Origin of the sequence: Bradyrhizobium sp. CW1 (assembly GCF_023100665.1) — a bacterium.
Taxonomy (GTDB): Bacteria; Pseudomonadota; Alphaproteobacteria; order Rhizobiales; family Xanthobacteraceae; genus Bradyrhizobium; species Bradyrhizobium canariense_D.
This window is the reverse complement of sequence record NZ_CP064684.1, coordinates 5,299,152-5,311,622: the sequence shown is the minus strand read 5'-3', so window position 1 is coordinate 5,311,622 and position 12,471 is coordinate 5,299,152. Positions and strand designations below refer to the sequence as shown.

Genomic DNA, 12,471 nt, shown 5'->3' with positions numbered 1-12,471 from the left:
CCGCGACAGCGAGTTTTGCTGCCGGAATCCGGCCCGCTTCACGTGCCCGGCCGCGACACCTCGGTCTCCTTGCTGGTGATGAACTCCAGCAGCACGGGAACGCCTTCCTGCGTCTTCTGGATGCCGCGCCTGATCGCGGGGGTGATGTCCTCAGGTCTCGTCACCCGCTCTCCATAGCCGCCGAAGGCGCGCGCCATCGCGGCGTAGTCTCCGGAAATGTCGGTCGAGCGATATTTCTCGGTCGAGACCGGCATCACCTTCAATTCGATCGCCATTGAAAAATTGTTCAGCAGGATCGACATGATCGGGATGCGCTCGCGCACCGCGGTCTCGAAATCCATGCCGGTGAAGCCGATCGCGGCGTCGCCCCAGACATTGATGCAGAGCTTGTCAGGCTTTGCGAGCTTTGCGCCCATGGCCAGCCCAAGGCCGTAGCCGAGTTGCGTCGTCTTGCCCCAGCCAAGATAGGTGAGGGGCTCGACCGACTTCCAGAACGGCGAAAGCTGGTCGCGGGGGCTGCCGGCATCGTGGGTGATGATGGTGTTGCGGATGTCGACGGTATGTTGCAGGTCCCACAGCACGCGATAGGGGCTCAAGGGCGCATCATTGCTGGTGAGCTTCGGCATCCATTTCGCCAGCCACTCCTTGTGCGAAGCCGCGATCTCGGCTGCCACCGCCGACGCGTCGCGATCCGCGCTGACGGTCTTGCCGATCTCCTCCAGCAGCGCGTCGAGCACAAGCCCGGCATCGCCGACGAGGCCAATCCTGGCTTCCACGTCCTTGTTGAGATGGTTCGGATCGAGTGTGGAGTGGATGATGGTTTTGTCTTTGGGCATCGCGATGCCGAAGCTTGTTTCAGTGAAGGAGCAGCCGATGCCGAAAATGAGGTCGGCCTCAGCCAGAAACTTCGGCACGGCGCGCGGCACCGCAAGGCCGCCGGAGCCGAGCGAGAGCGGATGCGTTTCCGGGAAGGACGATTTGCCCCCAAGGCTGGTCGTGACGGGAATGGCGAGCCGTTCGGCCAGCCGCTTCAGTTGTGGCCACGCCTGGGCGTAATGCACGCCCTGGCCGGCATAGATCGCCGCGCGCTTGGCGTTGACGAGCAGGTCGGCCGCCTCCTTCATATGAATGGGATCCGCGCCGTAGCGGGTGCGCAGCACAGGCGTGTAGTTCAGCGGCTCCGGCACCTCCTCGTTCCACATGTCCGCAGGGATCTCGACGATCACAGGGCCGCCGCGGCCGTTCTTCAGCTTGGTAAAGGCGCGGCGAAAAATGTTGGCGACTTCCGCGGCCAGGATGATCGGCTCCGACGATTTCGAAAACGCCTTCATCGCCTCGCTGGAATTGAAGTTCGGCTCGATATGCGCAAGCCTGCGCTGATAGCCCATTGGCAGCACCAGTACGGGAACGGATTCGCCGTAGCATTGCGCAACGCCGCCCATCGCATTCTCCGCACCGGGGCCATGCTGCATGCAGAACGCGCCGATCGAGCGTCCCGATGTCACCCGCGAGATCGCATCCGCCATGTGGATGCCGACGCGCTCCTGCCGCACCATCACCGGCCGGATATCGGCCTTGGCCGCATGCTCGATCAGATGGTTGACCGGATAGCCGCAGAGGATCCCGATCCCCTCGCGCTTCATGATTTCCGCAATCGCGGTGCCGAGCTTCATGGCGTCTCTCTCCCTGGCGTAGGCCGGTTGCTCCGGCCGATTAGGGGAGAGAGGATCAGGAAATCCGGGGAGGGTAAAGCGCGGACGATGAGAGTCGCGGTGGGTCAGCTATGCAGCGAGTGCCATAGCCCGGATGGAGCGCAGCGCAATCCGGGGCCGTTCCACCCGGATAGACCAGTGACGAATTTCGCTGCGCTCCATCCGGACTACGACCGCTACTTGCAGCTTTGGCAGATCATCAGCTTGCGTTTCAGCGACTCGTCTTCTTGATCGATCAATTGCTCAGCGGCGCCTTTCGCACCCGGATCGGCCCTGGAGCCCTTCGCATTGCGTGACCTCACAGGCGGGACTACCTGGCTCGAGGTGTCGTTGCCGTCGCCGATACCTACGCTGAAGCCATCGTAGTCGGCAGCTGGGTTCGGCGCCGATGGAAGCCCGCCGATCACCGGCGGCGAAGCTTCTCTGATGGATGCTGCCGGCGGAGGTCTGGAAGTTTTGGCGCCCGCATGCGGCGGCGATGCATTGGGCGGAGAAAGCGAAACCGACGGCGCGGCCGAAGTCTGCCCTCTCGCGCTGTCCTGCGACCAGACGCCAACAAAGATGAGGCTGAAAGCCAAGAGCATCACGCTTCTCATCCGCATCCTTCAAGCCGCCGTGGTTCGTCGATTGACAGTGTGAAGCGTATCAGGACCCGCATGGTCGTCAAAGCGCCGCAGCCCGGATTTCGCTACCGGGAATATAGTTCACAAAGCGTGACCGGCCCGCCGCGCACCAAGCCAGGCCCTGTCAAGTCAAAGAGGAATTTAACGCTTGCGCCCTAACTTGCGCTCGCCATGAGTGACCAGGTCGTCCACAGCGAGGTTCAACCGTTTTCGGCGCGTGCGGCGCTTCCCTGGCTGGTGAGCCTTGGCGTCTATGGCCTGCTGCTGATCCTTGGACCGCGGCTGCTCAATGATCCCGACAGCTATTCCCACATCGAGGTCGGGCGCTGGATCATCGCGCATGGCACGCTGCCAGCGACCGACCCATTTTCCTTTTCGAGGCACGGCGCTCCCTGGATCACCTTCGAATGGCTCTCGGAGGTGATCTACGCCGCAGCCTACGCGCTCGCCGGCTGGCCAGGCGTCCTCGTCGTCGGCGCCGCGGCGATAGCGCTCGCCTTTGGCCTGTTCACCTTCTTCCTGCTGCGCGAGCTTTCGCCGACCCAGACGCTGCTCATGGTGATCGTGGCCGTCATCCTCTTGGCGCCGCATATGCTGGCGCGGCCACATGTACTGGTGCTGCCGCTGATGGTGACCTGGGCGGCGGCCCTGGTACGCTGCATGGATTGTCGAGGGCCTCCGCCGTACTGGGCCCTTCCGCTGCTGGTCGTGTGGGCCAATCTGCACGGCAGTGTGGTGCTGGCGCTTGGACTGATCGGCCCTGCAGGGCTCGAGGCGCTGCTCTGCGAGGAGCGTAGTGAATGGCCACGCGTATTCCTGCGTTGGCTGCCGTTCACGGCGCTTGCGGTCGCGGCGTCCTGCCTGACCCCCTACGGGCCGGAACCGCTGCTGATGCCGCTGACCACGCTCGGCCTCGGCCCCGCGCTCGGTTGGATCGCGGAATGGCGGCCGCAGGATTTCAGCCATATAGGCTTCTTCGAGCTGTTGCTGCTGGCCGGGATCTTCGCGCTCTCGCGCGGCGTGACGCTGCCGGTGGTCCGGGCCTTGGTCGTGATCGGCTTGCTGCATTTCGCGCTGGCCCAGATCCGCAATGCGGATCTGCTGGCCATGCTGGCGCCGCTCTATCTGGCGGCTCCGCTGGGGCGAAAGTTCGGCGGACCGATTGGGAAAGATGCGGCCGGCTCGTCGCGCCGCCTGAACCTGGCCGCCCTCGGTGTGTTGATTGCGGTGAGCGGGGCGACGCTGGCCCGTGATATACGGCCGGCTCCGGCCATGACCCCTCAGGCTGCCATCGCTGAAGCCAACCTCGCCGCAGCGGGGCACGTGCTCAACGATTATACCTTCGGTGGCTATTTGATCTTTGCCGGCATTCCCACCTTTATCGACGGTCGCGGTGAACTGTACGGGGGAGCGTTCATCAACCGCTACAATCGCGCCCTGGCGCTCGTCGATCTCGGCGACTTTCTCAGATTGCTCGACGAATACAGCATCGGCGCGACGTTGCTCGCGCCGGGGACGCCGGCTATAGCGATGCTGGACCGGCTGCCCCAATGGCAGCGCGTCTACAGCGACGACGTGGCGGTCGTGCACAAGCGGCGAGATATACCGCAAAGATAGATCAAGCGGTCCCGTAGGCGGCGTATTGGCCGCCGAGCGGCACGCCGCTCAGGGTCGCTTCGAGACGCCGCGACGGCTTGGTGTCGCAGGGCAGCAGCAGGAAATGGCGCGCACCGATCTCGCGCAAGCCGCCGGCAGCCATCAATTTTCGGGTTGTGCCGGCCCCGAGCAAGACGGCGTCCCGGTCGAACTCACAACGCGCGACGGCAAGACGGGTCAGCGGGTTGTACGGATTGTGCTCGATGACGCAGACGAGTCCACCGGGGCGCGTCACGCGCCGCATCTCCGCGATGAATTGCGCCCATTCCGTTGGCACGAGATGGTGCATCACGCAGACGGCCGTGACCAGATCGAAGCTGGCATCGTCGAAAGGAAAGGTGCGGCCGTCGAACTCACGGTAGTCGACCCTGCCGTTGTCAGCGCGCGCCTGCGCCAGGCTGGCCGACGAGACGTCGATGCCGCTCAAGCGGCCGACCATGCCGTGCAGCAGTGGATGAAGGCTGCCTACGCCGCAGCCGACGTCCAGCATGTCGGGCCTCTCCGTGTCGAGCCGCTGCGCGATCAGGTTGCCCAGCAGATCGGCCTTGGCGCGCATGAAGAAATGATGCGGCAAGCCGGAGAAGTCGATCGAGGATTGGACCACGTCACGGTAGTTGTCGTGATAGCCGTCGAAGAGCTCGGTCATGCGCTGTGTCACTCGTTGACGGCGTGGATCGCGGGTGCGGCTGCCGCCTCGTTGCGGTCGAAGCCAGCGCGGGTCTGCACCACGTAGAGCGGTCGACGTTTCACCTCGGCATGGATGCGGCCGACGTAAAGCCCCACGATACCCGTCATCAGCATGTTCATTCCACACAGCAGGGACATGACGACCATCGTCGAGGACCAGCCGGTCACGAGATGACTATCGTTGCTGAGCCACAACAGGATCACCCAGCCGCCATAGAGCAGTGCCAGACCTGAGACCGTCAATCCGCACCAGATTGCCAGGCGCAAGGGCAGATCGGAAAAGCCGAGCGCGGCGTTCATCGCGAGCCGCAGCATCTTGAACAGCGGATATTTGGTCTCGCCCGCTGCTCGCTCGAGGCGGTGGAAGGTGACCTCCGCCTGCCGGAAGCCGAGCCAGGCGATCATGCCGCGTACGAAGCGGTCCTGCTCCGGCATCTGCCGAAGCGCGTCGAGCACCTTGCGATCGATCAGGCGGAAGTCGCCGACGTCGGCGGGGATGCCGACCGAGGACATCCTGCCGAGAAGCCGGTAGAACAGATGCGCGGTCGCGCGCTTGAATCGGCTTTCGCCGTCGCGCGACAGGCGGCGGGCGTGGACGATGTCGTTGCCTTCCTGCCATTTTGCGATCAATTGCTCGATCACTTCGGGCGGATCCTGCAAATCGGCATCCATGACGATGATCGCTTCACCTTGCGCGGCGTCCATGCCGGCGGTGATGGCGATCTGATGCCCGAAATTTCGCGACAGGCCGATATAGCGAAAGCGCGGGTCGCGCGTGGCGAGTGCCTGTAGCACGATCGAGCTGGAATCGCTGCTGCCGTCGTCAACGAAGATCGCCTCTGCCGGCCCGTCGAGCCGGGACAAGACGAGGTCGAGCCTGCGCAGCAGCACCGGCAGCACGGCTTCCTCGTTGAACACGGGGATGACGAGGCTGTAGCGGATCGACTGGAAATTGGCCGCCATGCGAGAGAGTCCAACTCGTTGCAGGAGCGGAAGTCTATGCCGGCGGTGGTTAAGGTCGCCTTGCCACAACCATTAAGGATATGGGGCACCGCGGTGGCTTCCAAAAGGCGGGTGCAGATGGTGATGCCCGATTAACCACGCTGGGCAGCCGCGGCTTCGGCCTAGGACTTGCGGTCTAGGACTTGCGGCGGATCTTGTAGAGAACAAATCGCTCAGAGGTGTCCAGCGCTTCCAGCACATCCGGCAGCGGGTTTGCGGCTCGCGGCCCGAGGACATAGAGATAGTCGAAGTCCTGATGCCAGGTGCGGACGAACGGCGGAACGCCTGCCGGCGGCCGGCTTGCCGCAATCGCGGTAAGCACGCCCAGCGGCACCGGCCCCCCGTAGGGAATGGCAAGACGGCGCACGTCCTCGCGTGGCCGCACGGGCTGCTTGCCCGCTTCCGTGAATAGATTGGGCACGAACGCGTTGGCATAGTGCACGGCCAGCGTAGGTGCATAGTACATCGGATATGAGGTGAGGTCGGCGAAGGGCGGGTCTCCATTGTCGTCCGTGCTGGCGACGAGGATGCGCGAGCCGCGATCGATCTTGTGGAACGACTCGACGATGGCCGCATAGTCGGTGCGGTAAGGCAGCCACACCGTGAGCACGACGGCGAGATTGATCAGTATGACGCCACTGATCGCGGCGAGCGCTGCCATTCTCCACGCCCGGCTGGGCAGCGTCAGCGAGCAGAAGGCCGGCAGGATCAGAGCCGCAGCGGGAATGACGCGCAGGTCGACGAACGAGGTTCCGAACAGCTTCGAGGGAATGACGACGTAGAGCAGCGCGAAGCCGATCGCGAGCCAGGTCCCGGCTGTTTCGAGCTTGAGGACGCCGCGTCTTGCGGCGAAGAACAGCGAGACCATCAGCGTAAGCCCGGTCGCCGCTGCGATTGTCAGATTGTAACCGTTCATGATGCGCAACGGCCAGATCGGCTTGAATCCGATGAACCAGCTCGTTCCTTCGCTTCCGATCGATCCCGCGGTCATGCGCATGATCCCAAAGAGGGCAAGCGCCGGTATGGCCAACGCGCCGAGCCGCGCGGCGGCGACCCCGTACGACCTTCGCCCATGGCGGATGCGCGAGAGCTCGTAGACGCCGAGCGTCGCGCCATAGACGCCGAGGGAGAAGAAATGTGCTGCAAACAGCGCAGCGACGAAGACCATGTTGACGACGAAACGCAGTGGCCATGGGCGCTCCGCGAGCATCAGATAGACGGCGATGCCGCAAAGAGCGAGGCCCAGTCCGAACTCGAAATTCACGAAGCCCCAGCTGAACGGCAGACAATAAAGGAAAGCGAGCGCCGCAAAGCCGGCGAGATGGACCCGTCCCTTCCGGGCCCATTCGAGCAAAAGCGCGCCTCCGACGATCAGCAATTGGCTCAGGAGCAGAAACAGGCGCGTGGCGTTCTCGACGTTGATCAGCCGCGCCATTTGCGGGACCAGCAGATCCATTCCAAGGTTGGGATAGAATGCCCAGGCCACTTCGTAATACGGATTGGCATTGGGAGTGCCGTTCTGGCTCAGAATGTACATCCGGGCGAGATGATTGGGATAGTCGACCATCGCGGGGATAGCGGTCAGCAGCACCGGAAGAAACGACAGGGCCGCCAGGACAGCAAGAACGCTGATCGGCGTCGATCGGTCCGAGCCAAGACGAGCCCAGATTGTCGAGGTCGGCTTGTCGGAAGGAATCATGTCATAGGGCCGCTAGAGTTTGAGCTTACGCTCTACGACAGCGCAACCGCGCGACACAACGCCAATAATGCGAACTTCGCGAAAATCAAACTGGGGTCGCCGCCGCATCGGAAGGAGGAGCCTATCATCCGGCGCGCTGCACGCGGATTCGTGCTGATGCGATTGCGGCGCGCCGGCTATGCCGGCTACTTCATCGCCGCGCTGATCGAGTTGAATTTGCTGCTCAGGAGTGCGCTGCCCGTGTTGTTCACGGCCGTGATGATCGCGAACGCGATGCCGGTGGCGATCAGACAATACTCGATGGCGGTGGCACCATTTTCGTCGGCAAGAAATGACTTGAGCAAAGTCATCGTCAACTCCTGTTCATCCGTCCAACCTAGGCCGGTGCCGTTTTCGGAATGGTAAATTGATTCACTAAGTTTTCGTGAGCGCGCCAAAACGCAGGGCGGATGGTCCTCACCTGCCGTTTGATATGGTGACATCGATTGACTTAAGGTTTCGTCACCCAATTCGGACGCATTTGGCGATGTCGTCATCCCGTCTCAGGACGAGATCTGGCGTTCCGGTGCGGCCTTGCTGGAGCGTTTCAGCACTATCGCCAGACGTCCGACCAGATAGCTGACCACGGACGGCTGCGCTCGCGCGGAGCTGCCGGCCAGGCTTTCTTCCTCGGCCGCGTCGTTGACGATGCCGATGTAATTCTTTCTGGCGTCCTGCTGCTTCACGAGCCTGCAACCCCGAGTTCAATCGAGGGGCGACGATGCTGCGCTGAGCGGGAAGCGTCGGTTAATTTTGTCTTCCGTAGGATTACGTGCCCTCCGGCCGCAGGCAGACGCTGAAAGCGCGGCTTGACTTAACGGATTGTTGAGCCTGTTCTCGAGCGGGGCGCCCGGCTCACTCGCGCCGACCGTCCGCATTCAGCGCCCGCAACACCGCGATGCGGGCGAACATCATCCAGCCGCCGCCGGTCTCGGCCGCGTTGATCAGGGTTTCGATCGCGGTCTGCCAGTGGCTCGCATCCTGCGTATCCTCGGGCAGTCGCATGATGTGATCGGCAGCTTCTTGCAGCGTCCGCAGCTTGCGCCCGCCACGTAACGAGATGGGTTCGTCGAACGCGGTCGACCAGGGCATGTCAGGTCGGCCGATCGACGAGGGGCAGCATCACGGCGTCGGCGCTGTGCGATGCCGCTAGCCGGCCTTCTTCGCCCGGGCCGGCGCGCGCACCGGCTTGTCCGCCTTTTTGGGAGCGGCTTTCGCAGCAGTGTCCTTGCCGCCCTTGCCGGTGATCGGCAGCAGCATCTCACGCTGGCCTTCGACGCGCTTCTTCGGCTTCTTGCCCTTGACGGCGTCCTTGGTCACGTCCTTGGCCACCTTCGCCGCGGGGCCTGCGTCCTTCTCGTTCGCGATGCTCTTCTTCAGCGCGTCCATGAGGTTGATAACGTTGCCGCTGGTCTTGGGCGCGGCCTTTGCTGCGATGGGCGCGCCGCTGCGCTTCTTGTTGATGAGGTCGATCAGTGCGGTCTCGTAATGGTCCTCGAACAGCTCAGGCTCGAACGCGCCGGACTTCTTCTCGACGATGTGCTTTGCAAGGTCGAGCATGTCCTTGGTCAGCTTCACGTCCTGGATGTCGTCGAAATAGTCCTTCTCGCCGCGCACCTCGTAGGGGTAGCGCAGCAGCGTCCCCATCAGGCCGCTCCCGAGCGGCTCCAGCGCGATGATGTGCTCGCGGTTGGTCAGCACCACGCGGCCGATCGCGACCTTGTCCATGCTCCGGATCGTCTCGCGGATCACCGCAAATGCGTCGTGGCCGACCTTGCCGTCGGGCACGAGATAGTAGGGGCGGATCAGATAGCGGCTGTCGATGTCGGTCTTCGGTACGAACTCGTCGATCTCGATCGTGTGGGTGGACTCCAGCGCGATGTCGTCGAGCTCGTCCTTGGTGACCTCGATATAGGTGTCGGTGTCGACCTTGTAGCCCTTGACGATGTCCTCCGAAGTCACCTCGTCACCGGTCTCGGCGTCGACCTTGAGGTACTTGATCCGGTGGCCGGTCTTGCGGTTTATCTGGTTGAACGAGACTTTCTCGGTATCCGAAGTGGCCGGATAGAGCGCGACCGGGCAGGTCACGAGCGACAAACGCAGAAAACCCTTCCAATTGGCGCGGGGGGCCATGGGCTACTCCAAACGCAACGGGGACAGAAGACGAAGATACCATCGGGGAACACCGAATCATAGCAAGGCGGATCGCTGAATCTTGCAACTGCGTTAATCGGCCGCCCGGCGCGCGGTTGCAGCCCGATCCGGCTGCAAAAACCGGAACATCATATCCGATCATGCGTTGCCACTGGACATTCGCCGCGAGGAGTCGCGGCCATCCGATGCGACGGCCAGAAATTGAGGTCACCATGGCAACCACGCGAGACCAACGTCAGATCGTGGAAACTCCGACGGAGGCGCGCCAGGGCGAGCCTGGGCCGTCGGTGGCGGCGCTGCTCGCCATATCAACCGGGCTCGCGATCCTGATCCTCGCGGTCATCTGGTTCGTGTTCTTCCGGACCTGATCGGCAGATCGACCGGACGGTTTGCACCTTCCGACTCGCCGCGTAACGCGGCACATTGCGCCCGCCATGCCGTCGGTTCGTCCGGTGGCATGGCGGGCGCAGTGCGTTGACTGCGAACTGGTCGGATATGACCAAAAAGTAACGCGGCCGGTTCCCCGGTGTTCATATTCAGTTCACGCCGGAATTGCTCATCTGTGCAGGTGTTCATGCGGCCTAATTCTGGAGAGAAGCGTGCGCCTGCTCGTCGTTGAGGACGACCCCGATCTCAATCGCCAGCTTACCAAGGCGCTGACCGACGCCGGCTATGTCGTCGATCGCGCCTTCGACGGGGAGGAGGGGCATTTTCTCGGTGACAACGAGCCCTACGATGCCGTGGTGCTCGACATCGGCCTGCCGAAGAAGGACGGCATCTCGGTGCTGGAGGCCTGGCGGCGCAACGGCCGCACCATGCCGGTCCTGATCCTCACCGCGCGCGACCGCTGGAGCGACAAGGTCCAGGGCTTCGATGCCGGTGCCGACGACTATGTCGCAAAGCCGTTCCACCTGGAGGAGGTGCTGGCGCGGATCCGCGCGCTGCTGCGCCGCTCCACCGGCCACGCCCAGAGCGAGCTGACCTGCGGCCCCGTCACGCTCGACACCAGGACCGGCCGGGTCAGCGTGTCGGGTAATCCCATCAAGATGACGTCGCACGAATATCGGCTTCTGGCCTACTTGATGCACCATTCGGGGCGTGTCGTGTCCCGTACCGAGCTGGTCGAGCATCTCTACGACCAGGACTTCGACCGCGACTCCAACACGATCGAGGTCTTCGTCGGCCGCATCCGCAAGAAGCTCGACGTCGACATCATCCAGACTGTCCGTGGCCTCGGCTATCTCCTGACCCCGCCGGCCCCCGGCGCTTGAAGCGCGGTGTCTCGAACTATCTCGTCTAGACGTATCTTGGCTTGACGGGCGGCGCAGCAGGGGCCTTGTTCGGGTCATGAGTTCCGACGCCATGCCACCCCGCGCCTCCGGGATCATTCCGATGCCCGCCAGCTCGCTTGCGAACCGCCTGTTTCTGTCGGCGACCGCGTGGCTCGTCGTGATCCTGGCCATCACCGGCGTGGTGCTGTCGTCGGTCTACAAGAACGCCACCGAGCGCGCCTTCGACCGCCGGCTCAATCTCTATCTCCGCACGCTGATCGCCGAGGTCGCCACCCCCGACGAGCCGCCGGACCGCCAGTTCCAGTCGCTCGGCGAGCCCTTGTTCGAATTGCCGTTGTCCGGCTGGTACTGGCAGATCACGCGGACCGACACCGAAAAGCCGGAGGTGCGCTCCTCGCGCTCGCTCTGGGACAAGAAGCTGCCAAAGCTTGAAGAGCAGGGCACCGAGCTCACAGCCGCGGGCATCCGGATCGCTTATGTCGACGGTCCAGAGGGACAGAACCTGCGCATGGTGGAGCGGCCGGTCGATCTCGGCGCGGACGGCAAATTTCTCGTCAGTGTCGCCGGTGACGACACCGAGATTTTCGACGAGACGCGCAGTTTCGATTACTACCTCGGCGGCACCTTCACCGCGCTCGGTATCGTGTTGCTGCTGACCACCGTGTTTCAGGTCCGCTTCGGTCTCGCGCCGCTCAAGCGCATCTCCGAATCCATCGCCGACATCCGGTCCGGGCGGGCGGAGCGGCTCGAGGGCGAGTTCCCGGTCGAGATCGCACCGCTGGCGCGCGAGACCAACGCGCTGATCGACGCCAATCGCGAGATCGTGGAGCGCGCGCGCACCCATGTCGGCAATCTCGCCCACGCCATCAAGACGCCGCTCTCGGTCATCGTGAACGAGGCCGGCGCGCATGCCACCGATCCGTTCGCGGCCAAGGTGATGGAGCAGGCCGACGTGATGCGCGACCAGGTCGCCCATCATCTCGAGCGCGCGCGCATCGCGGCGCGGGTCTCGGTCGTTGCGACGGTGACGGAGGTGGCACCGGCCATCGAGGCACTGCGGCGGACCATGGAGAAGATCCACCGCGGCCGCGGCATCGTGGTCGAGGCCGAGGCCGATCCGTCGGCGAAATTTCGCGGCGAGCGGCAGGATCTGGAGGAGATGGTCGGCAACCTCGTCGACAACGCCTGCAAATGGGCGGCGTCGCGGGTCTTCATCGAAGTTCTGGCGGAAGCGCCGCAGCAGGCGAGCATCGGTCCGCGGCTGCATATCATCGTCGACGATGACGGCCGCGGCCTGTCGGAGGCCGAGCGCACCCAGGTCTCACGGCGCGGCCAGCGGCTCGACGAGTCCAAGCCCGGATCGGGCCTGGGACTGTCGATCGTGACCGAGCTCGCTGCGCTCTATGGCGGCAGCCTCTCCCTCGGCCGCGCACCGACGGGGGGCCTGCGGGCGGAGCTGGTCCTCCCCGGAATATAATCCCTTGTTCCGACGCGACTATTTGGCTTGCGGCACCCCGATCCGGACGAAACCAGGGGTATTCGGAGCGACTTCCTAAACGGCTTCTTAAGTGGCCCCACCTATGATCGAGGAGGACGGATCCCACGTC

General features: G+C 63.6%; 13 protein-coding genes. 4 read left to right on the top strand and 9 right to left on the bottom strand.

Annotated elements, in window-relative coordinates; translation table 11 throughout:
* Positions 1 to 38 precede the first annotated feature (38 nt).
* Both IVB54_RS26040 and IVB54_RS26035 read right to left on the bottom strand, forming a co-directional pair.
* Positions 39 to 1,673 carry a thiamine pyrophosphate-requiring protein gene (locus IVB54_RS26040; protein ID WP_018458542.1) on the bottom strand — a complete coding sequence of 545 codons (1,635 nt, stop codon included), beginning with the start codon at positions 1,671 to 1,673 and terminating at the stop codon, positions 39 to 41.
* Positions 1,674 to 1,888: 215 nt separating this feature from the next.
* On the bottom strand, positions 1,889 to 2,308 hold the full coding sequence (locus tag IVB54_RS26035; RefSeq protein WP_026233607.1) for a hypothetical protein: 420 nt from the start codon (positions 2,306 to 2,308) through the stop codon (positions 1,889 to 1,891).
* Between the two features lie 264 nt (positions 2,309 to 2,572).
* On the opposite strand from IVB54_RS26035, the gene IVB54_RS26030 reads away from it, so the two are divergent.
* Complete coding sequence (locus IVB54_RS26030) at positions 2,573 to 3,952, top strand: hypothetical protein (protein WP_247543045.1); 1,380 nt, start codon at positions 2,573 to 2,575, stop codon at positions 3,950 to 3,952.
* Between the two features lies 1 nt (position 3,953).
* On the opposite strand, the gene IVB54_RS26025 is transcribed toward IVB54_RS26030, so the two are convergent.
* From IVB54_RS26025 to IVB54_RS25995, 7 genes are all read right to left on the bottom strand, one after another.
* Positions 3,954 to 4,637 (bottom strand): class I SAM-dependent methyltransferase, encoded by a 684-nt coding sequence (locus IVB54_RS26025; RefSeq protein WP_018458546.1) that lies wholly within the window; start codon positions 4,635 to 4,637, stop codon positions 3,954 to 3,956.
* An 8-nt stretch (positions 4,638 to 4,645) separates the two neighbouring features.
* Positions 4,646 to 5,641, bottom strand: a complete 996-nt coding sequence (locus IVB54_RS41710) for a glycosyltransferase family 2 protein (RefSeq protein ID WP_018458547.1) — start codon at positions 5,639 to 5,641, stop codon at positions 4,646 to 4,648.
* Between the two features lie 175 nt (positions 5,642 to 5,816).
* Complete coding sequence (locus IVB54_RS26015) at positions 5,817 to 7,379, bottom strand: hypothetical protein (RefSeq protein WP_247776496.1); 1,563 nt, start codon at positions 7,377 to 7,379, stop codon at positions 5,817 to 5,819.
* Between the two features lie 185 nt (positions 7,380 to 7,564).
* Positions 7,565 to 7,729 carry a Flp family type IVb pilin gene (locus tag IVB54_RS26010; RefSeq protein ID WP_018458549.1) on the bottom strand — a complete coding sequence of 55 codons (165 nt, stop codon included), beginning with the start codon at positions 7,727 to 7,729 and terminating at the stop codon, positions 7,565 to 7,567.
* 192 nt (positions 7,730 to 7,921) lie between these two features.
* Positions 7,922 to 8,104, bottom strand: a complete 183-nt coding sequence (locus tag IVB54_RS26005) for a hypothetical protein (protein ID WP_018458550.1) — start codon at positions 8,102 to 8,104, stop codon at positions 7,922 to 7,924.
* A gap of 169 nt (positions 8,105 to 8,273) precedes the next feature.
* Positions 8,274 to 8,510, bottom strand: coding sequence for a hypothetical protein (locus tag IVB54_RS26000; protein WP_018458551.1), 237 nt, complete (start codon positions 8,508 to 8,510; stop codon positions 8,274 to 8,276).
* A gap of 57 nt (positions 8,511 to 8,567) precedes the next feature.
* Complete coding sequence (locus IVB54_RS25995; RefSeq protein WP_018458552.1) at positions 8,568 to 9,551, bottom strand: Ku protein; 984 nt, start codon at positions 9,549 to 9,551, stop codon at positions 8,568 to 8,570.
* A gap of 233 nt (positions 9,552 to 9,784) precedes the next feature.
* Here IVB54_RS25995 and IVB54_RS25990 point away from each other — a divergent pair, with 233 nt between their 5' ends.
* From IVB54_RS25990 to IVB54_RS25980, 3 genes are all read left to right on the top strand, one after another.
* On the top strand, positions 9,785 to 9,940 hold the full coding sequence (locus IVB54_RS25990; RefSeq protein ID WP_007593402.1) for a hypothetical protein: 156 nt from the start codon (positions 9,785 to 9,787) through the stop codon (positions 9,938 to 9,940).
* Between the two features lie 231 nt (positions 9,941 to 10,171).
* Complete coding sequence (locus tag IVB54_RS25985; protein ID WP_018458554.1) at positions 10,172 to 10,843, top strand: response regulator transcription factor; 672 nt, start codon at positions 10,172 to 10,174, stop codon at positions 10,841 to 10,843.
* Positions 10,844 to 10,964: 121 nt separating this feature from the next.
* Positions 10,965 to 12,341 (top strand): sensor histidine kinase, encoded by a 1,377-nt coding sequence (locus IVB54_RS25980; RefSeq protein ID WP_018458555.1) that lies wholly within the window; start codon positions 10,965 to 10,967, stop codon positions 12,339 to 12,341.
* Positions 12,342 to 12,471: the final 130 nt, after the last annotated feature.